Origin of the sequence: Anthropogastromicrobium sp. (genome assembly GCF_037349415.1) — a bacterium.
Classification (GTDB): domain Bacteria; phylum Bacillota; class Clostridia; order Lachnospirales; family Lachnospiraceae; genus Anthropogastromicrobium; species Anthropogastromicrobium aceti.
Genome location: NZ_JAXWCK010000027.1, coordinates 65584 through 88177, shown reverse-complemented (window position 1 = coordinate 88177; position 22594 = coordinate 65584). Strand labels below are relative to the sequence as shown.

Annotated in this window: 17 protein-coding genes; 1 reads left to right on the top strand and 16 read right to left on the bottom strand. The window is 39.1% G+C overall.

The window, feature by feature from the left end; genetic code table 11:
• Window positions 1–196: 196 nt before the first annotated feature.
• The 6 genes from WJP93_RS05350 to WJP93_RS05325 form a co-directional block, all read right to left on the bottom strand.
• Entirely contained in the window at window positions 197–1588 is a 1392-nt protein-coding gene (locus WJP93_RS05350) for an MATE family efflux transporter (RefSeq protein ID WP_227100791.1), read from the bottom strand.
• Window positions 1585–2784, bottom strand: coding sequence for an Mbeg1-like protein (locus WJP93_RS05345; protein ID WP_227100790.1), 1200 nt, complete (start codon window positions 2782–2784; stop codon window positions 1585–1587). Before WJP93_RS05345 ends, WJP93_RS05350 begins: the two co-directional genes overlap by 4 nt.
• Window positions 2785–2955: 171 nt before the next feature.
• Window positions 2956–3516 carry a Gx transporter family protein gene (locus WJP93_RS05340; RefSeq protein WP_337547235.1) on the bottom strand — a complete coding sequence of 187 codons (561 nt, stop codon included), beginning with the start codon at window positions 3514–3516 and terminating at the stop codon, window positions 2956–2958.
• Between the two features lie 146 nt (window positions 3517–3662).
• The gene (locus WJP93_RS05335) at window positions 3663–4046 is read right to left on the bottom strand and encodes a NusG domain II-containing protein (RefSeq protein WP_227100788.1); all 384 of its coding nucleotides are present in this window, start codon (window positions 4044–4046) and stop codon (window positions 3663–3665) included.
• Window positions 4043–5086 carry an FAD:protein FMN transferase gene (locus tag WJP93_RS05330; RefSeq protein ID WP_337547234.1) on the bottom strand — a complete coding sequence of 348 codons (1044 nt, stop codon included), beginning with the start codon at window positions 5084–5086 and terminating at the stop codon, window positions 4043–4045. Before WJP93_RS05330 ends, WJP93_RS05335 begins: the two co-directional genes overlap by 4 nt.
• Window positions 5087–5197: 111 nt before the next feature.
• On the bottom strand, window positions 5198–6715 hold the full coding sequence (locus WJP93_RS05325; protein WP_227100786.1) for a hypothetical protein: 1518 nt from the start codon (window positions 6713–6715) through the stop codon (window positions 5198–5200).
• 477 nt (window positions 6716–7192) lie between these two features.
• On the opposite strand from WJP93_RS05325, the gene WJP93_RS05320 reads away from it, so the two are divergent.
• A complete protein-coding gene (locus WJP93_RS05320) occupies window positions 7193–8332 on the top strand; it encodes an FMN-binding protein (protein ID WP_337547233.1) in 1140 nt (379 codons plus the stop codon).
• Window positions 8333–8346: 14 nt separating this feature from the next.
• Here WJP93_RS05320 and WJP93_RS05315 read toward each other — a convergent pair whose 3' ends face one another.
• From WJP93_RS05315 to WJP93_RS05270, 10 genes are all read right to left on the bottom strand, one after another.
• Window positions 8347–8769, bottom strand: coding sequence for a hypothetical protein (locus WJP93_RS05315; protein WP_337547232.1), 423 nt, complete (start codon window positions 8767–8769; stop codon window positions 8347–8349).
• 53 nt (window positions 8770–8822) lie between these two features.
• Window positions 8823–9740, bottom strand: coding sequence for a carbohydrate ABC transporter permease (locus WJP93_RS05310; protein WP_337547231.1), 918 nt, complete (start codon window positions 9738–9740; stop codon window positions 8823–8825).
• A 15-nt stretch (window positions 9741–9755) separates the two neighbouring features.
• Window positions 9756–10688 (bottom strand): ABC transporter permease subunit, encoded by a 933-nt coding sequence (locus WJP93_RS05305; protein WP_337547230.1) that lies wholly within the window; start codon window positions 10686–10688, stop codon window positions 9756–9758.
• Window positions 10689–10806: 118 nt separating this feature from the next.
• Window positions 10807–12456, bottom strand: a complete 1650-nt coding sequence (locus WJP93_RS05300) for an extracellular solute-binding protein (protein ID WP_337547229.1) — start codon at window positions 12454–12456, stop codon at window positions 10807–10809.
• Window positions 12457–12576: 120 nt separating this feature from the next.
• Window positions 12577–13341, bottom strand: a complete 765-nt coding sequence (locus WJP93_RS05295; protein WP_337547228.1) for a response regulator — start codon at window positions 13339–13341, stop codon at window positions 12577–12579.
• Window positions 13341–15077: a histidine kinase gene (locus tag WJP93_RS05290; RefSeq protein WP_337547227.1), complete on the bottom strand. Its 1737-nt coding sequence runs from the start codon at window positions 15075–15077 to the stop codon at window positions 13341–13343. The genes WJP93_RS05295 and WJP93_RS05290 overlap by 1 nt, the downstream gene beginning before the upstream one ends.
• A gap of 59 nt (window positions 15078–15136) precedes the next feature.
• Window positions 15137–17527, bottom strand: coding sequence for an alpha-L-arabinofuranosidase C-terminal domain-containing protein (locus tag WJP93_RS05285; RefSeq protein WP_337547226.1), 2391 nt, complete (start codon window positions 17525–17527; stop codon window positions 15137–15139).
• A 205-nt stretch (window positions 17528–17732) separates the two neighbouring features.
• Window positions 17733–19019, bottom strand: coding sequence for an O-acetylhomoserine aminocarboxypropyltransferase/cysteine synthase family protein (locus WJP93_RS05280; protein ID WP_337547225.1), 1287 nt, complete (start codon window positions 19017–19019; stop codon window positions 17733–17735).
• Between the two features lie 158 nt (window positions 19020–19177).
• Window positions 19178–19654, bottom strand: coding sequence for a hypothetical protein (locus WJP93_RS05275; protein WP_337547224.1), 477 nt, complete (start codon window positions 19652–19654; stop codon window positions 19178–19180).
• 33 nt (window positions 19655–19687) lie between these two features.
• On the bottom strand, window positions 19688–22585 hold the full coding sequence (locus WJP93_RS05270) for a glycoside hydrolase family 2 TIM barrel-domain containing protein (protein WP_337547223.1): 2898 nt from the start codon (window positions 22583–22585) through the stop codon (window positions 19688–19690).
• Between the last annotated feature and the right edge of the window lie 9 nt (window positions 22586–22594).

Sequence of the window (22594 nt, the reverse complement as noted above, 5' to 3'; positions counted from 1 at the left end):
TTCTTTTTTATCTATATTAACATTATTATTCATACTCATTTTTTCAATGCCCTTTCTCTTTTCTGTCCATAGTATACAATCTTTTAGTTTAAGAATAAACAGGGAAAATCTTTAAATTTTGTTTAAGAAGGGGGCAAAAGGGCAGGCTGTAAAATAAATCAGCCTGCCCTAAATTCATTTTTTGTTTGATAAACATTTATACAAGACTGTGTTCTCTTGCTGCCTCGATTTTTCCTGTCTTATTTAAATAAATATAATAAATAATGAACAGTACCGACGTTACCACCCATGACAATGGATAGCTAAATAAAATATTTGTGATTGTTCGATTTTGCGGAACTGCAATAAACAGCCATAAAAGACGAAGCACACACACACCGCCACATGTCATAAGCATTGGTGTGAATACAAAGCCCATGGAACGCACTGTTCCTGAAATTACCTCAATTGTGACATATGTAAAATAAATTGGTGTTAAGAAATATAAAATCTGCATTCCAATCTCAATAACCTGTGCATCTGTTGTGAATAGCATATAGACGTATCGTCCAAAGAAATGAAGAATTACACTTAATCCGATGCTTGCGCCAAGTGCCATACCTAAGCAAATCTTCATACTTTTACGAACACGATCTAGCTTTCCTGCACCGAAGTTTTGACCGGCAAATGTGGATACTGATACACCAAATGCATTCATGATCATCCAGAATACCGCATCGATCTTAGAATATGCTGTGTATGCTGCCATTGTATTGCTTCCAAGCAGATTTACATTGGACTGAATGATGATATTAGCTATGTTATACATAACTGACTGTAAACCTGCCGGGACACCGATCTGAATGATACGAATGAGCAGCATCTTATGGAAGCGAACCTTACTCCACTTCAGGCGATAGCACTCATTGGTTCTCATCAGACAGAATGTGATTAGTACTGCACTGATAAACTGGGAAAGAATCGTTGCAATTCCTACTCCCTGAACAGACATGCGAAACACTACGACAAATACAAGGTCAAGCACAATATTTACAAGACAAGAGAAAATCAAAATGTAGAGTGGTCGCTTGGAATCTCCGACAGCTCGAAGGATTGCTGCACATATATTGTAATATAGATTCGGGATCATACCGATAAAATAAATCTTGATATATGTTTCTGCAAGATCAATCACTGTATCTGGTGTCTGCATCCACTCAAGTGCTGTCCTTGCAAAAATAAATCCAATTGCACTTAAAATCGCACCGCCTGCAATGGAAAGCGCAATCGCCGTATGGACACTTCGGCTTACCATTTCCTTATCGCCTGCTCCGTAAAACTGTGCAATGATAACAGTCGCACCAGAAGAAAGTCCAATAAAGAAACCAAATAAAAGGTTAATAATCGTTCCAGTAGAACCGCCTACGGCTGCCAGCTCAAGCGAACCTGTAAAACGACCCACCACAACTGCGTCAACTGTATTATACAGCTGTTGAAAAAATGCTCCGAACAAAATCGGAAAGAAAAAGACAAGCAGCTGCTCCCATATCACACCATCCGTGATTCCCCCTGCCCTAGCTGATGAAGCAGCCTGTTTTTTCTGACTCATTTTCTTTTTTCCTCCTGTTTCACTTTGTTTTCATTATGATTTTTATTGCTTGTGTGTATAGCTCTATGGCTTGTCACTGCGCGCGGTATATTTTGTCTGTCCACTGTCTTTTGTCTTCCCATAATCAGAAAACCTGAAAATGGCAAAACTGCCTTCAGCAGATTTTCCAGCTCTGACCATGTTCCTGGTACAATCTGATGAAGCTCACGAAGCATTGCAGCCGCATTTTTTAATCCGCCTTCCTGCACCTGCGTCAATGTATCTACACCAGTCGATTCCAGTATTGAAAAGAGATCATCGACAAACTGTGTCCTTGCATTCTCATCAATATTTTCAAGCCAGTTATGAAGCGTCTCATGGAGTGAAATAGCTGATTCACTTAAGCTTGCTGATACAAAATGCGGACCCTCTATTTGCCAGCTCATCGCATCGTGCTGAAGGATTCCCTTAGCTATACTTTTTATGACTTGCGGTTCTACAGGATTTTCAAGAAGCATTCCTATGATGGATGAATCTGGAATATAGCGATGGATTCGATTTTGAATTTTCTTATATGAATCACTCGTCACAAACTCATGCACAAATCCGGGACCATCATTACTATATACATCTGTAATGCGTTCCTGCACCTCTATTTTACAGGCTGCTGCTGCATATACTGCCAAATTGCCGCCTTTTGAATGACCGCTTACGCGAATAGGGGATGTACCAACACCAAATCTGTTCAAATATTCTGATGCCAACTTTTGGGCTGGCACTTCGCCAAGGCCTAGATTAAAATCCTCTTTCCATGCCACAATATTGTCATCCGTTCCCCGGAAGCAAAAATTTTTTGAGCCATCCGAAAGATCAAGCTGTACGGCAGAAAATTGAAGCTCCAACTGTGGATTAACCATATTGACATAATTTGAAATGATAGATGTGCGGTAGCGGTTCGACTGTGCCATCATTTTTACTATATACGGCGCCAGTCTCGTAAATGACTTGTCTGCCGCAAGTTCTTCTTCGCTGTGAAGCACAAAAAATCGCCTTGAAACCTCCTCAAGTGTCACTTGCTCTTCGCCAGCACCAACAGACAGTCCCTCAAGATTCACATATGCCACATATGACAAAAGCAAATTATCTACCTCGTTGAAAGCATCCTGCGAAAATGTCAGATCACCCCTCCATTTCAAATAATCCATAATATTTCCCATTGTTTCACCCGCTTTCCAAAATAGGTTTACAACAAAAAAACAAACCGCTGCGATATAAGAGAAGTATACCTCAGCGGTCTTGTAAAATCAATGGATTATTCTATTATACCTAATGTTGTTTTTCTCTGCGTTACTGTTCACGCGTCATATGCCTTTTCGTAAACTTTGCAGTTAGAAAAACCTCACTCTTAAGATCTTTTGCAGTCTCTTTGAGCACACCTGGGCTGCCAGTCCAGTAAAGAAACCTGTGATCATTGCGCTGAGCATCAAAACAGGTAAATATGCTACTACGCTTATAGAATGTGTAATCACAATGGCAGCCAAAATTTGTCCGATATTATGGGCAGCAGCTCCGCACATGCTTATCAGCACAAGAAACTTTTTCTTAAGGAGCGCACTAATAAGGCTCATGACAAGCCAACACAGAATACCGCCAGACAAACTATAAAAAAATGAAATCATCTGTCCGCCAAACATGCTTCCAAGAAGGATTCGCACGATCAGCACAAATACTGCTTCCTTTGGTCCATATAAAACCAGTACAAGAAGTGTTACGATATTGGCTAGTCCAAGCTTGATTCCTGGAATTGGTACAATTGGACCGATCATGGATTCTGCTGTAAAGATTGTAAGCGCAATCACTGAAAACATTGCAAGCGCTGTCATCTTTTTTATATCCATTTTATTTGCTTTCTCTGCTTTATTCCTTTTATCTTTTTTCTTTGTTTCCATTTTTGTTTATTCTTTCTTATTTTACATAAAATCAGGCAGCTGCCACATATATTAAGTCTCCACACGATGCGCTACGCAACTCCTATGGACGTGGTACTCTGTCTAATTTGATAGAAGTTACATATCACATATTGACTTCATTTACTCTAGTATGTCAGCACATCAAATTCATAATCCGTGCCCTCTTCTGGTGCTGCCGTGATCACAAGATGATTTGGCAGACACACAATCGGAAGAGAACCTTTTCCTCTCCACACGGTATGCATACAAATCTTATCCGGGCAGCTCGCACCGCTCACATGAATCCCGTCTTTGTCTACAGTAATCTCATTCCAATTTTCACCATCTTCAATGCGAAATGTCTCTTCATGATCAGTTGAAATAATTTTAATTAATGTGCCATTCTGATAAATTGCTGCGCTTGCCGCTTCTTGCTTTGCCAGAAATTGGTGCGCAGTCCAGACCGCAGACAATATAAATATCAAACTTAGTATTGAAGCGATTATAATTGCTCGTTTCTTTTCTCTCATTCTTCCACCTGTTCATACGAGGAATCTGTCAATGTAAACATATCTTTTAATCCATCTGTTACAATTACCTCTTTATCCTCGGTTACAAACACAGCCTCTGCCTGATAAGTCTCTAACAGCGGCCGGCTGTCTTCATAACCAAGCACAAAGCATGCAGTAGACAGACCATCGCTCAGCCATCCTTTTTCACAGACAATTGTGACAGAGATTAGTCCGCTATCTGCCGGATATCCTGTCTTTGGATCTAAAATATGATGATAGCGCACTCCATCTTCAATCACATATTTTTCGTAATCTCCTGATGTAGATATACTGCATGTTTTATCAATCGTTAGTGAACCAAGATACGATTCACCATCTTCATTGCGTGGATTTGCAATGCCGATCTTCCATGATTTTCCATCTGGCTTTTTTCCATAAGTCAAAATACTTCCGCCAACGGATACCACTGCTGCGTCAGCATCTGCCTCTTCTAACATTTTTCGTGCTTCATCACATCCTATTCCTTTTCCGACTGCTCCAAGATCAATCTGCACACCATCTTTTAAAAACACTTCACCGTCACCCATACTTATTTTTTCCCAGCCAGTCTCTAAAAGAAGCTCTGTCAGTTCGCTTTTTGATGGAATATAGGGATTGTCACTTTCCAGATTCCAAAGTTGCGATACGCGGCCTAATGTCGGATCGAATGCACCACTGCTTTTTCTTGCAAGATCAAGCACATTTTCCAGATAGCCATATGTCCACTTTGATGGCATAACAGGCTCGTTCTCTGATGCATTTTCATTGATATTTGCAATATCGCTGCCTTCAATGCGCCATGATAAATATTTGTTTTCAATATCAGAAAGCATGTCCATAATATCTTTTGCAGTTCCATCCGAACCATAAACACGGACGCTGCAGTCTGTTCCCATTGCAGTATCTGTTATGCTCTCGCTATTAGTCTTATCAGCCCAAACAAGCTGTGTGCCAATGCATGAACAGACCATAACACAAGTTATTTTCAAAAGATTAGCAAAACTTTTCTTTCGATTCATGAAAATCTTCCTTTCTCTCATTGGTTGCTGTTCTATATTCTACAAAAGGCTGGCTACGAGTCATATGGCAGCCAGCCTTTTGCTTACTATCTACTATTTCAAATTGTTTTATTACTGTGCTGTTACAGTTCCCTTTACAGACGGATATCCAGTTGCTTCTAACTCAATCTCATAGGAATCACTTCCGTCAAATACCTTAACATTTCCATCCTGACCTTCGATTTCAGCATCCATATTTATGCTTCCATCCTCATTGAATAAGATACCTGCAATGCCCTTTGCCTTTACTGGCTCACCATTTACAACAACACTTGTTACCTGTGCCGCATAATCTGCGCCAGTAAGCCCCTGCTCATTATCTGAGATTACAACAGCATTATTTTCGATAGAAACACTGCCTTCCTCTAAACCAGACTCAACAAGTGTGCTTGACTTCTTGCTTGCATACTTGTCATCTGAGAATGTAACTGTGTAGCTACCTGGCTTTAAATCACCGCTCAGAGTAATTACATTGTCATCTACACTGTAAAGTCCATCTTCTACGGCAGTACGTCCTGCTGCGACAGCCTCTACACTATAATCACTGTCATCTGGTGTTGTATATGTGATATTGATTGCAGTGCCATCCTTCTGATAAGTAACACTCTCATCTATTGTAATGGAATATTCTTCTCCAAGAAGCTCCTTGCAGTACAGATCAGTCTCAATAGAGATATCATCCTGGTCTGCTAACATATATGTTACCTTTGTGATTGTCTTTCCCTGAATATCAGCAAAACGCTGCCATGACGGTGTATTTCCATGTGGCTCAGTCATCTCTTCTGCCGCAAACGCAATCTCATTTGCACGCAGCCATAAATTATCCAAATGCTCAAGACCATAAATTTCTCCGTCAGATGTTTCAAGTAGTGCACCCTGAATATCAGCAGATTCAATCTCAAGACCGTCAAAGTCGATTTGATAATTTCCCCATGTTGAAACTGTTGCAAAGGAAACTGTTACATTTTCTGCCTCATTAGTTGTTCCAATTGTCTGGCTTAATGTACCATCAGAATTGATTACCTTATATTCAGCCGGAACTTCTTCTGAAACTTCTTCGAGTGATGATACGAACTCAACAAGTGGGTTGCTGCACTCAGTACCAGCTTCGATTGCTGCCTTTACATCGTCATACAATGTCTTTGGAATTGCCACATTTACACTGGATGGTCCTAAAATATCGGTTCCATCGCCATTCTGCTCAAAATAGCTTTTTTCAAAACGCTGAGATTTCTGGCTTGTCGCAGAAGTAACGGAATCATAAATACCTTCCTCACGAAGACCTGCTGCTGTTACCTTATCCTCTGCATCATACTGACCTGCGGCTGCATCTTCAAGTGCCTCTGGCTGTACATGATTGATTTCTCCATAATAAAAATCTGCATATGGAACATTAATCTTACCAAAGTAATATTCACTTGTCTCAATGCTTACTGTTTGTGCCTCATACTCTGCACCAGAAGCTTCCTCTGTCTGTGCCTCGCTTGTTGCCGGTGTGCTCTCACTTTTTAAAACTCCTCCAAAAGCGCTCATATTTCCTGCTGCCAAGGTACTTGCCGCCAATACAGCTAATGCCATTTTTGTTCTCATAAATGATATCTCCTTCCTGATAAGGCATCTATCAGCTTCTGCTTGCTTTGATTTGCATACGCTGTAATATTGCCGATGGCAGTTAGTATATTCTAACACAATCATAAAAATCAACACCCTTATTGAGAAAAAAAGACTATTTATATAAAAACAGCAATTTGACGTTTTTCATATGTTTTATTGTGAACTTAAGTTAGTTATTTCTAACAATTTTTAATTATGCTTTTCCTTTTATACGAATTGTCTTTCTTCATTTTTGTCTATTTCTTGTTAGTTTGCACTAACTCAATGTCTTTTTTTCGTCTTTTTTGCGCTTCCTGTTTGCTTGTGATGTATTTTTTCTTATGTTACACTACATTTATGATACAAATGTCAAAAGCTCTTAAAGCCAATGCAAGCTCGCTTACAAGATAATTTTGATCTCTTGGTCATATAACATCTCATATAAATCGTATAAACGGAGGTAATCAAATATCTATGTTGTTTATTTTTTCACTGATCATCGCATCAATCTTTGCACTGACTGCAAAATCCACGATCAAACGTCATCCGTATCCCTGGTACATAGGTGCACTTGCGCTTACACTTTTTATATCACTATTTCCTTTTTCAAGGAATCTGCCAGAGGCTGTCACTTTCCTTCTTGATCTATTTCGCCGCGGTGCCCTTTCATGCGCACTCTGGTGTATTGTTATGTGGACAGGTGCCTTCTCTAACGGTTCTTGGCTAATTAAGCGACTTATGCCAGTGCGCGGTGAGCTTTCCATCTTTGCCGCAATGCTGACGCTTGGTCACAACATTGGCTATGGAAGAACTTATTTCGTGCGTTTCTTTACCAATGCATCCGCACTTCCTGCCAATCAATTCGCTGCCTGCATCATTACAATTATTCTTCTTATCATTATGATTTTGCTTACTATCCTTTCTTTTCCAAAGATTCGTAAGCGTATGAAAGCAAAAAAGTGGAAGCAGATCCAGCGCTTTGCTTACCTGTTTTATGCGCTGCTCTACCTCCACATTATGCTATTATTTATTCCGCTTGCCAAAGATGGCAAGGATGGCTACTATTTTTCTGTAATTATTTACACAGCAATTTTCCTTGGATATGCAATCTGTCGAATACGCAAATGGTATTTCTTAAAGAAAAAACCAGAACACCGCCGTGAATTTACATCCATTTGCTTTGGCGTATTTCTTGCTGTTATGGTTATTATCTGTGCTGTTTCAAGCCCAAATGATACCATAGCTGATGGAAATTCAAATACAGAAATGACCGAAAATACAACTATCGAATCTGAGCCTATTTCAAAAGAAGATTCTCAGTCTTTTGATGACACTGCTCTCACCGATGGCGTTTATGAGGGAAAAGCCTACGGATATGATGGCGCTGTAAAGGCAACAGTCACAATCAAGGACGGCAAAATCACCGATATCTCCTGCAGCAGTGACGAGAGCGACCTGTGGTACTTCGATAAATGCAAAGACAAGGTTGTTTCTGAAATTCTTGAAGCACAAAATACCGATGTTGATGCAGTTTCCGGTGCAACTTACAGCTCAAATGGTATCAAAAAAGCTGTGCTTGATGCATTAAAACAGGCTGGATTCCCAACAAACTAATTAGACCCCATAAATCAAATGAAATATGAAATACTCTCAGTTCCATTTGGTCTTTGAATTGCGATGCGTGCCAATTGTGAGTGCGCATCGGCAAGAAAAATTTTCTGCGTTTCACCCGGCTTAAGTGGTTCCAATGTGGTATAGCTTATTAAGCAGCCTGCCCCATCAAAGCCTGCCAGATGATATCCTTTAGCCTCATAGCATGGAAGCGCATTTTTGTTTGCAATCACAATTTCCACGCCTGATGTTCTCTCATCACTATTATCATCTGTATTTATAGCCTTAATTGATGAAATATACAGTGGTGCACATTCACGCTTTACAGTCTCATAGGATGGCTTTGGATTTCCACATAGACCTGCGGAGCCGTGAACTCTGCGGCGAAGACGGCCCTCACCTTCTTCGCCCATCTGAGTAATGATGCTTCTCCTGTACAAACTATATTTTCTTTTCAGATGCTCCCTCATACAGCTCATATTTCCATTTAATTTTACTCTTTTACAGAACCTACCATAACACCCTTTTCAAAATATTTCTGTGCAAAAGGATAAGCAACAATCAATGGAATTGCAGAAATCACCATACAAGCCAGCTCAATTGTCTTATAGTTGGATGCCGCTTCTGACATCACAGTAAGAACAGATGATGCTGCTGTTCCAGTCATTGAACTAGAAAGATCAGCTGCTGACTGCGTTGATTTTGTCAATGACAATGTATAATAAGCCAATGTCTGAAGCGTTTCTGATCTTGTGTAATACAAAGTCTGTGTATAGTCATTCCATGTTGCCACAGCCGTAAATATAGAAAGTGCACTAATTACAGGTTTTGATAATGGAAGCACTATTTTAAAAAATATATAAGGTTCTGAAGCTCCATCTATCTTTGCTGTTTCAAACAAAGAACCTGGGATTGCTTTAAAATTCGCATTAAAAATTATTACATTATAAAATCCACCAAACAAGCATGGAATAATATACACCCAGTATGTATTATACAAATGCATTGCATTAAATAAAATAAAGTAAGCAATCACACCACCATTTAAGTACATAGACAAAAAGCCTATTGTGGAATAAAATCTTTTGCCAACCAAATTGGATCGTGAAAAACCGTATGCAAACATTGACGTTATTAACGTCTGTAATACTGTTACGAGTATTGTTCTAGAGCATGTAATAAACAATGCACGCAAAATTTTGGCATCGCCCAAAACAGTTGCCCAGCTATCCCATGAAAATTTGCGAATCCACAATAGTGCATATCCATTCTTTGCAATATCATTTGCATTATTCAATGAGTTAATCAGCGAATACCACATTGGGTACACCGTAACAGCCATCAAAAGTACCATGAAAGCAGTCAGGATTATCTGAAAGCGACTTTCCTGTCTAGATTTTAACTTACTCATAGTCTGCCTCCTCCTTTAAAACAATCCGCTGTCTGTCAATTTATTTGACACTTTATTTGCAATCAGAAGCAACATAAGCGCAAGTGCAGATTTGAAAACGTTAATTGCAGCAGCCATACCAAACTGCAGATTTTGCAGTCCCACTCGGTAAATATAAGTATCAATCACTTCACTCTTTTCAATATTGAAGGAATTTTGCAATACATAAATTTGATCAAAATTATTATTCATAATACCTGCAACAGCAAATATCAACATAATTACAATCGTACCCTTAATACTCGGAAGTGTAATATACCACATCTTGCGAAATCTTCCTGCACCGTCTAATGAAGCTGCCTCATACAGCTCCTGACTTACGCCTGCAATTGCGGCCGTATACAAAATTGTTCCCCATCCCACTTCCTTTACCAAATTTGAAACAATTGTAATCGTCCAAAAATAATTAGGATTTGCCATGAATGTAATCGGGGAGTGAATAATACCAATTTTCATCATAACAGCATTAATTGCACCATCTGTGCTAAGTAAATTCATAATAATACCGCCAAATACAACCCAGGAAATAAAATGCGGCATATAAGTCACTGTTTGAACAGCATACCTAAATTTGACATTTCTGATTTCATTCATCATCAATGCAAGGCCAATCGTAAGCGGAATCGTAATCAACTGACCGATCAGATTAATGCCTAATGTATTAACCATCATTCGTCCAAAATCATGATTTGCAAAAATGATTTTAAAATTTTGAAATCCATACCATGGACTTGTAAAGATACCTGCAATTCCATCTGTTACCTTATAATTTTTGAATGCCAAAAGCAAACCAAACAACGGAACAATATTAAAGAGTATTATCAATATCGTTCCTGGCAGCATCATCAAATGAAGCTGAATCTGTGTTGCTGGATCATAGCCCAGTCTAAAATTTCTTTTCTTCGCCATAATGCACCTCTTTATAAAGAGACCCTGCTATGCCCGGGCAAACTTTGGACATGCAGGGTCAAAACCTATGTTATATCGTTCCGGTCGTTACTTTATTTTGCAGCTCATTGTTTGAATTTTATTCATATAATGCAGCATTTACATTTGAAATATCAGAGCTATATTCCTCGATATTCTTCTGGAGAATCTTATCGTATTCTGCATCAATTTCTGTAATTGAATAGCTGTTTAATGTATCAATCATATTCTGATATTCCTTTTCAAACTCGTCATCGCTCTTGGCTGATACAATTTTTGCCTTCTGTGACTCCAGATAGCTCTTGATTTGTGTCAGGTTAATTCCAAGATCACTGGTAGGCTCTAATACCGTACCGCTTGCAAAATCAAACAAACCACTATCGTAAATATAGGTATCTTTATACTTGGCAATTGCAGAAGTAATCTTTATATGATAATAGCTGTCAGTTGTCTCGTCAGGCTCTGCTGATCTATTATATGCAAAATCAGTATTAGCAAACGGCCACAGACCAATATTGCTTGCATAATCCTCTGTATAACGTTGTTGTCCTTCTTCTGTACGCACAGCACTGCCATCTACATAATTGAAGTCAACACCCTCTACACCATACTCGTTTAATTCCAATCCTTCTTCGTCAGTGCAGAAGCTGATCATCTTTGCAACTGCTTCCGGATTCTCACAATCTTTTGATACAAAGGTCTGAATCCAGCCTTTTCCTGCCTGCTGATTGATCGGAGCTACCGGCTTTGCACCATTTTCTGCAAGAATCGGTCCAGCAGATACCCACGGAACCTGCTCCTTTTTGCCACTCTGTGCCGGGTTGCCAATCCAACAAAATACACGACCACCCTCCAGATCAACCTTTACTGCAGCTTCATCCAATGTCAGCGTATTGATATCCAGATATTCTTTTTGAATCAGGTTGTTAACAAACTTAAGTGCATTTTTGTAACCTGGATCTAATTCCAGATGACGATAATGACCTTCCGCGTCACATGGCATTGCTCCGAATGTCTCTGCAATAATTCCATCTAACGAACTCTGAATCCAAAGATTTGCATGAAGCGCAACAGGAATTACAGACTGTCCATCAACAGTGTAGCCAGAATTTTTTACCTTTTCAAGAGCATCATATACGCCCTGCTCTGTTTGTAAATCTTCCAGTGTAATTCCAAGTTCCTTCATAATTGTTTCATTAAACATAACTGCTGAATTATGGCTATATGCTACACTGTCCAAATACATAGGCTTTGGCTCATACTGTTTTCTCAGATCAGGTGACTCCAAATGGCTAGGAAGTGCATACCAGTCTCCCCATGTATCAATGTGCTTCTGCTTTATATCTTCTGGAAAATCAACCAGCAGATGAGAGTCAGGATCATATGTTTCCATCAACTCTTCCATAGTAAATACCTTACCAGAATTGATCAGCTCGTTGATCGTATCTCCGTCTGTTAAAGAAATGATATCTGGAAGATCACCTGTTGCGATCATAAGACCCAGCTTTGTATCCGCATCTGTCGGAGGCTGCTCAATGTTTAATGTAATTCCAAATTTTTCCTTTAATGCCGAAGTCAACGGAGAATCGGTCACACCGCTTTTCCATCCTGCAGGTCCCCATCCTGCAACACTAGAGTACCAGTCAATCTCTGTTGTCTGCGTCTCGCCACCAAAAACATTAAATGTTCCAACGCACATAGTAGCTGCAATAGCTGTAGTTACAACTCTTTTCCAATCCTTTTTTCTCATCTTGATATCCTCCCAATTATTTTTTATATCGTATTATCAATGCATTGAACTGATTACAGTATAATAAATCAATGTGAAAAAAGGTATGGAACTATTTTTCAATTTTAGTAATTTTTTTATTTACAGCTTTCTTCGAAATGCAGTAGGACTTAAACCAGTTGCTTTTTTAAACACCTTTACAAAATAAAAATAATCATTATATCCGACTTTCTCTGCAATCTCGGTAATGCTATAATTTGTTATTCTCAAAAGTTCCTGCGCTTTTTTTATTCGAAGATCTAACACATATGAGCTATAAGTCTTTCCCATATATTTTTTGATGAGCTGACTTACCACACTGTTGCTCATACAAAAATGATCTGCCAGATCCTGCTGTCTTAAGTCACAGTAATGTTCCTGAATATATTCCACAATCTGCTCTGCAACTTTTTTTTCAGACATATATCCATTGGACTGCTCATTGACAGCTTCATCAGATTCGACTTGTTTTTGTTCATTCTTATTCTTCTCATCTAAGCGCTTTTTAATCCGCTGTAACGCACTTTTCAAATCTTCCTCGTATACCGGTTTTAATAAATATTCTGCACATCCTAGTCGCAGACCGGCTCTTGCGTATTCAAAATCGGAATAGCCACTGACAAACACTACCTCTGTTGTCATTTTTTCCTGTCTTATTTTTTCAATCAATTCAATTCCTGTCATTCCTGGCATTTGAATATCCGCCAAAATCAAATCTGGATTTAGCCTGCAGATTCGTTCCCACGCTTTGATTCCATCTGTCGCTTCTCCGCAAATAATAAAACCTTCTTCTCCCCAATCAATTAAATTTTTGATACCTAGCATAACCCATGGCTCATCATCCGCTAAAAATACCTTATACATCATTATACCCTCCCTTCTTCATTTTCTGCTTGCAGCATCTTCGGTACAATTAGTACAAACGTTGTTCCTACATTTTCTTGGCTTTCAATCTGCACCTCATAGTCATCCTGATAAAACAGCCACAATCTTCTTGCCACATTTGCAATTCCGATTTCTTTATTTGGTATATGATTTCCAGACTCATGGCGATACATTTCAAACTTGTCACGCTGTTTTTTTATTACTTCCGGACTCATACCAATTCCTGTATCATGGACAATAATTTTCATTGTGTCGCCATTATCGCAAACTAATAATTCAATTTTTCCTCCATCAATTCGCTGCTGAGTGCCATGACGTACTGCATTTTCCACAAGCGGCTGAATCAGCATTTTCGGTATCTGACACTCCTCAACTGAAGTATCAGCACTTATTTTCATCTGCGTTTTTCCCATAAAACGATATTCAATAATTACGGAATAATCCTCAATCGACCGAAGCATTTGTTTTACTGTAACAATTTCTCCTCCTCTGATATTATACTGAAACATACGAGACATCGCTGCCGCTAACTTTGCTATTTCTCGCTCACCTTTGTACAAAGCCATTCCTCGGATACACTCTAGTGTATTATGCAAAAAATGCGGATTAATCTGATTTTTATAGGCAACAATCTCTGTTTGCTTTTTTTCATACTCCAACTGCTGATTTCGCTCCTTCTCAGCAAGAATTTCTCTATTCAGCCTCTCTATCCCATCTAACATTTCATTTAACTCTGCTTCCAATTCTCCAAATTCATAGTTATCGTTTATTTCAATACGTCTGCTCATGTCCTTTGTATAGTTGGAAACAAAGTGAATCTGTTTGTTCAGCGGCACCATAACATGGCTGTACATCATGTAACACATCCATATCTGTGCTAAAATTGTTACAGCATATGTAATTAAATTTATAGTCTGCGCATATTTCATATAACTCATATAGGTATCCTTGTTTGTTAAAAACAACACCTTCCAATCTGACATATCTAGCTGTTCTTCAAAGTACAAATATTTCTCTTTTTTCTCATCGCTCTGAAGATAAGTTTCATAAACCTCACTCTTACCAGACTGTGCCACTGCTTTTCCTGTCCTATCCTGAATTGCAAAATATACACCATCCTTTTGATAATTTGAAATTGCAAAATCACATATGTTCTGAATACTGTTATTTCGAATCAATAATGCAATGCTTCCGACTTGATGATACCCATCTTTTCTTCTCTCCAATACAGGACTCATCGCATAGTAATATATCCCATCATCATCGCTGACAGCTACTTTATTTGAAAATAGTTCATTTTCTTTCCACATGCTTTCCGGAATCTTCGCATATTTTGATCCGTTCATTGCAATTAAATTATTATCTTCATCATACATGCATACTGCCACAATGTTGCTGTCTAGTTCGAGTAGTGTAGCTGATATTTGATTAATCTGTGAAAGTCTATCCCATCTATCTGCAAGATTATCTGATTTCATATAATCAAGCACTGCTGCATTTGAACCTGCACTTATTAAAATGCGCTCTATATCATTTTGCGCATTATCTGCCTCACGTACAACCTCATCAAACAATTCAACACGCAGCTTAATAGACTCTTTCTTATACAAATTTTGTATTACAAAATAATTTAAGATATACGAAACTAGAATAAAAAGACACACACCTGCCAAAATATACATGCTTTGTCTCATAAAACTACTTTTTTTCTTGCGCATCTTACTTCCCCCCTTTTATGCAAAAAAGGACATACCTCACGTATATCCTTTTTGCTCCTCTATTTTGATGTGAAATGATAAACTCTTACAGAATCTGCCGGCATATTAATCTCCAGTTTTCCATTCTTTACCGATATGTCAGATTGTTTTGGAATAACCTTTTGGGGTTCTTCAAAGCTGTTTCTATCCTCTCTTGCAAATCCCTCCATTGCATATAGTACACCATCTGCATTGTTCATTCCATCCAAGTAAACTGTCACATTCTGAACTTGCTGTGACGCATTCACCACCTTTAAAATGACATCACCATTATCATCCAAGGAAGCACTATAATACAACGGCTGTGCTGCAAATGGTTCGCAGTCTGCTTCTACTTCCATTATTCCATCTACCCAAACCTGTACATGTCTCTTATTAACACGCAATTCGATCTGATATTCTTTGTCTGAAAGAAGTTGGAAACATTTTTGTGTTAAATTTGCATTTGAGCCATTGATTCTATTTGTAATAAAGATGTCTGCATTTCCCCAGCCTCCAAAAGATACTCGATACTGATTTTGCTCATCTTTTCCGCCAAATAAAATAGCGAAACCTTGACCTGGTCCCTTCTGACACACGTTAAATTTAATTGTAAAATTTTTCGCATGTTGCTCACCTAACCAAATATTTTCATTTTTTCTCAATGAAACATCATCTATATTTATTTCTGTACTTGTATCTAAATCTGCATAATGAATATCAGAAAACAGCAAATTGCTGCGATAGGCCTCTAAGCCATATTTACCTGAAAATGAGTCAGACTTTTTTTCAAGATAAATTTTTTCTTCCATATCAGAAGCTTCGCATGCTAATCGATAACTTCCCTGATGATTCATAAACAACTTCTGTACATAATAGCTTGGTGTTCCATATACCTGATGATTGTTAAACCAGATCAAATCTGGTGCCCAACGAACATAATCTGCATTGCACAATAGCGGAGCATAACAAGCTAGACCAACTGCTTTGACATTACGTTCAAGTCCTGTCATAAAAGCAGCCTCTGCAAGTGCATTATACCACATATTTTCCTGACATGCATACTCTCCTAAAAATACTTTTGTTTTTCCATCATAATTATCATATCGCTCACTATTTGCCAAAAACCATTCTGGTGACTGATAAAAATGCTCATCAATCAAATCTGAACCCTGCTCTGTCGCAGATTTCCATCCGCGCTCATATATCTCACCAGATGCAAATGGTCCCGCTGAATTGATAATTCGAATGTTCGGATATTTTTCCCTGATCGCCTGATGAAACAAATTATATCGCTCAAAAAAGGCTTCCTGATCTTCTTCATTTCCAATTGCAAGATATTCTAGTCCAAATGGTTCTTTATGTCCTAGTTCACAGCGAATTTTTCCCCATTTTGTATTACAATCTCCGTTTGCAAATTCAATTAAATCCAATGCATCCTCAATCCACGGCTGCATTTCATCCATTGGAACAGCCTGTCCTGAGTGTGGATTGTAGCCAGCTGGAAGCACCGGAAGCGGTTTAGCTCCAATATCTTCACAAAACTGAAAATATTCAAAATAACCAAGCCCTAACGTTTGATGATAATTCCAATTATTTCTTCTGGCTCCTCGCTCCGTTACTGGTCCTAATGTATTCTTCCAAAAATATTGAGAATCTCTTTCCTTTGGATCTAGTGATCCATCGTGCGTTAAGCAGCCACCAGGGAATCGCATGAATTTTGGATGCAGCTCCTCCAACATTTGCGCAATATCTTTTCGAAGACCATTCTTTCTTTGTTTAAATGTCTGTTCTGGAAACAATGATACAAAATCAAACGCAATTTTTCCAGTTCCATTAACTGTAATCTGAAGTCTTCCACAATACTCTGTTCTTTCTGGTGTTAAAACAAGCTCATACTTTTTCCAAGCAATTTTTTTCTCTGGATCCTTCTGATCAGCTGACTGAGTTTCTTTTTCCATAACTTCTTTTGGAAAATCAACCTTAAACTCTTCACTGCACAATTCTTTCCCATCTGCATCTGTAATTGCAGCGCGAACACCATTTATATGCGAGTCATTACATCCAACATAGCATGAAAAAAGATAGTTTGCTCCTTTCTCCACATAAATGCCATCATTGTATCCAATGTTTCGCACACCCATTCTGCTGCCTGCTTCTCTTACGTTTAAGACAAGATAGTGCGGATTTTTTTGACTGACAGGATCCTTTCTCTCGATCAGCCAATCCATTTTTCCACCATCTTCCAACTTTTCCCACGCATATAATGGCCGAAAATCCGGATTATCAATAGAACTGTACTCAAACGCTCTGTTTTGTACAAGTTCTCCATAAAGACCTCCATCAGCTGCATAATTAATATCTTCAAAGAAAATTCCAAAGAGATCTCCCATTGGCTCTTTCTTTTCCCGCGTCTGTACTGTTAATTGCATAAACTCCTCCCTGTACTAGTCCTTACATATTTTTTCTGCGCTTTATCATCAGAAAATTATATTTTTATGATAACGGATTCTCTTATTTTCGTCTATGCAATATATTTTTTATTTTGGTAATCATTTTAAAAAGCCATTGAAGATGCCTCTTTTCGCATCCCCAATGACTTTTTTGTGTATCAACTATTTTACCGTTTTGATGAATTTATTCAATTGCTGCCAATGCCTGTGCCAGATCTGCAATCAGATCTTTCTTGTCTTCCAGTCCACAAGAAATGCGAACCAGTCCTGCTGGAACACCAGCTGCTGCTAACTGCTCATCGTTCATCTGACGATGTGTGGATGTTGCTGGGTTTAAGCAGCAGGTACGTGCATCTGCAACATGTGTCTCGATTGCTGCAAGCTTTAAGTGCTTCATAAATGTCTCTGCTGCTGCACGGCCACCCTTTAACTCAAATGAAACAACACCGCATCCTCCGTTTGGAAGATACTTCTTTGCACGCTCATAGTACTTGTCTGTAGGCAGTCCCGGATAATTTACATAAGCAACCTGCGGCTGTGATTGTAAAAACTCTGCTACAGCCTGTCCATTTTCAACGTGACGCGGCATTCTTACATGAAGTGACTCCAGACCAAGATTTAAGATAAATGCATTCTGTGGAGACTGGATACATCCAAGGTCGCGCATCAGCTGAGATGTACACTTTGTGATGAAAGCACCACCCATGCCAAATTTCTCTGCATATGTAATTCCATGATAAGATTCATCAGGTGTACACAGACCTGGGAATTTGTCTGCATGAGCCATCCAGTCAAAATGACCGCCATCTACAATTGCACCGCCGATTGCTGCACCATGTCCATCCATATATTTTGTGGTGGAATGTGTTACGATATCTGCCCCCCACTCGATTGGACGACAGTTTACCGGAGTCGGGAAGGTATTATCCACAATTAGCGGAACGCCATGTGCATGAGCGGCCTTTGCAAACTTTTCAATATCAAGAACTGTCAGTGCCGGATTTGCGATAGTCTCACCAAATACAGCTCTGGTATCTTCTGTAAATGCTGCATTTAATTCTTCCTCTGTGCAGTCAGGGGAAACAAAAGTAGCACGAATACCCATCTTTGCCAGTGTTACAGCAATCAGGTTATAAGTTCCGCCATAAATAGATGAAGAAGCTACGATATGACTGCCGCACTCACAAATATTAAACAGAGCAAAAAAGTTTGCTGCCTGTCCTGATGAAGTCAGCATTGCTGCTGTACCGCCTTCAAGTTCTGCAATCTTTGCTGCAACATAGTCATTTGTCGGATTCTGCAGACGGCTGTAAAAATAACCGGATGCTTCCAAATCAAATAACTTTCCCATATCCTCACTAGTATCATACTTAAATGTCGTAGACTGAATAATCGGAATCTGACGCGGTTCTCCATTTCCCGGCGTATAGCCTGCCTGCACACATTTTGTATTTAACGTATAATCACTCACTGTTTTTACCCTCCATATATTTTTATTTTACTCATGTTTTTGGCAAGTCAGAGATCAGAAATCCTCTTGCATGCGAGCTTGCATAGGATTTCTGACCTTTTGACACTGGTATCATCATATCATATATAAATGCAAAATTCTAGTATTATATGTAGGATTCATCCCAACATATCTCTAAACCAGGCATCTTCCAACATATTATAAACATACTCATTTGGTGTGCCTGCCCAAAGCTTATCTGCCGAAAAATATGTTTGATTGCTCTTTCCCATCATTTTTTTCGCAAATGCTCCTATTGCACGCGATCTTGACTGTCCGGCATAGCAGTGAATTAACAGCGTATCTACATCCATATGACTGCGAATAAATGCGATAACAGAATCTGCCATATTTTCATCAAACAATACAGCACCTTTTGTTTCCTTCACCACATCATCAAAATATAAAGTAAGAACGCCTTTACAAAATTTATTTTCCGCAAAGGTAACACCGAAACCACCTATGTGAGTATCCTGAATCGAAATGACTGCATATGTATCTTTTCTTTTTGCGTCCTCCTCACATCCTGCCGGATAATAATGATCCATCACAAAATCAAAGGCTTCATTTAATGACTTAACTAATATTCGTCTCATATGCACTCCTTTCGAAAATCACCTGGTTTAATGTTAGATACTTACAACTGTCTCCCACTCTATGCTCTGCTTTGGTGCAAATGCCTCGGAATCCAGATACTTATAAATTGATCTAAGAAGCGCTTTTCCTTCTGGATACTGCTGCAAATCCTGAAGTCCCAGTGTGGAATAGAGAAGCTTTCCATTTCCAACGCGGCACTCAAACAGCTGTGCCATTGGTCTTAAGAATGCATAGCTGTCCATTTCTGTAATAATAGCGTCAAATGGCTGTTTTACCGTATCTGGCAATATGACAGCTCTTTGATTTGCCATTGGCCACCACTGCCAATTTGTATGACTCTCTGTTGGAAACTCCTTAAATAATGGATGATCTTTTTGAATCAGCTGTCCCATCGCACCTTCCTGCCTTCCAAACGTTCCAACAGACCAGAAATCTGTTGAGAATTGAGCACGAATTGAATTATGGAAGGAACTTTCCTCTGACTTTGGCGAATAATACACTATACCGCCGTTATCAAGCACCTTCTTTGCCTGTGAATCTAACTTTGTTGTCTCGTAAACGCTTTCTGGGCATTTTGGCAGTTCATTCTTATAAATCCAAATCGGATATGAATTAACTGCATCTGCAATCTTAACAGTAAGATCACAGCGAACTGGTGCTGTAATTTTATGATTCAGTTCAATCTTTAATGTTCCTGCTTTGCTAAGTGTTCCCTTTGGACATGAAACAGAGCTCATTCGTCCGCTCTTTACAGCAATCTTTCTTACATTTAACTTTGCTTCATCTGAACTTGTTTCATCTGAATTTTCTTCACCTAAGCTTTCATCAGGCATATATGCCCACAATGTCCACTCCAGATCTCCAGCACAATCAGTCTTTCCATAACCTGCTATCTGCACATCTGCACAAAGTGTCTCACCCTCTTCATAAGTATACTTTTCAAGACCAACTAATACAAGCTGTTCTTTAAAGAAAGCTCTAAATTTTTCTGGTTTTGCAAAATCAAATGGCTTTGGCTCTAAATGTGAATCAAGCATTCCCACAAGAGCAGTTCCCTGTCCTGGAAAATCCTGCAGTCCAAGAAGTGAAATACCAGACAGATCTTTTGTGCGCATCGCAGCTTCGATCTCCTCTCGGTAACAAAGCCTTGATAGTTCTCCAGTTGCCTCAACGTACTTCTTCCAAACAGGCTCTAATCCCTTTTCGCGAACCATACGCTGAATACGTCTATAATTTGCTGGATCAGAAATTCCCTTAAAATGTGCAAGCTCATCAAAATCAGGAAGCACTTCAAACTGACCAACTTCAAAGCTAAACACTGGCTTTTTATACTGCTCTCTAATCTTTCTTAAGGTTTCATCAAAGTTTGTCTTCGCATTTGGATACTGATTGTTGATGTAGCCCTTAATGTTAACCTTTGCCAGCTTTCCATTTGCCTTTTCATAAGCATCAACTTTGGCTGCTTCCTCTGGTGTCTCTGGATTTCCTGCAAGCGTTCCTCTTATTCTGTAATTATAAAAGCTTTGTGATGCATAGAAATCACTCTCTTCATCGCATCCTTCATTTCCATAATGCGCATTTGACGCATTAGCATAGAGTCTTGTCGGATCCTGTTTTTTTGCATCCTGCAGCATCTTATGCATTCTGCTTGTGCCAAGCGCTCCGCAATGAAGCTCATTCCCAAATGTCAGCATGATAAAAGATGGATGATTGGCAAGTGCTTTTATAATTTGGCGCAGTTCCTTTTGATAATACGAGAAACTTTCATCAAATTCAAATGCATGCTTTGGATCCCAATGTGAAAGCTCTGGCTGCATCAAAATGCCCATCTCATCAGCTGCAAAAAATGCTGCCTCTGGCGGACAATGCGAATGAAAACGCACCATATTGATGCCATAATCTTTATATGTCTGTAAAATATTCTTCCAAGCTTCCTTTTCCATTGGAATATAGCCTGTCTCTGGAAATTCTGCACAGTTTGCCTCACTTCGAAGGAAAATTCTTCTGCCGTTTAATGACAGATGACCATATCCATCATCACCAAATGTGCGAATGCCAAAGCTAACAGTCTTTTCATCTTCTTTTTGATTTATTTCACTTTCAGATGACTGCAAATCATTTTTATATAGTGCAGCTGTCAGTTCATATAACTTTCCATCATATTCATCCCAGTTTGCTGCTGACGATGAAATAAGTAAATCCTCTGCCACAATTGTTTTTCTGGAATTTGAAGTCATTACACTAATTTTTTGCTCATAGTCCTGCAAAAGTACACTGCTTTTTAAAACAAGCACGCCTTCAAATGATTCATCATATGTATCAAGATCTATCTCTGCGCGAAGCTTTCCTCCATCCTTAGGGTACACGCGCACCTGCGATAAAAAGATCGGATTTTCCTCACGAAGACGAATATAGCCAAGAAGTCCGTTCCAATTTGTCTGTGTCTCATCTGTTGCTGCCGATGAATAGACAATAGCATCGTGCGGCAAACCTGGATAACTGTTATCTGACTCAACGCGAAGTCTATGAATGCCTTCATGACCAGTAAGTTCAAATACATGCGGTGTGCTTATTGTCTGTTCCTCGTATGATGATATTTCCTCGCCGTCTAAATAAACACGCACACATCTGGCTCGCTCAATCTCAAAGAAAGTGCGGCATTTTTCTGCTGGTGCAATCGTAATTTCCTGCTCAAAATATGCCGGACCTTCATACGTATGTTTTCTTGTAAATCGTGTTGCTATCACATCATCATCAAAACTCTGCGCAGTTGTCTCATCTGGATGACATGAGTTGTCGAGCCGATCTTCATGACCGACTCCAAACTCATCAAGTGTTCCTGGCAGATATACCATTTTATTTAGAGAAGTTTCCTTCTCTCCCGGCAGCATAAGCTGCCAGGGTTTGGTTGTTAAATCTACTAGTCTCATGATTTTCCT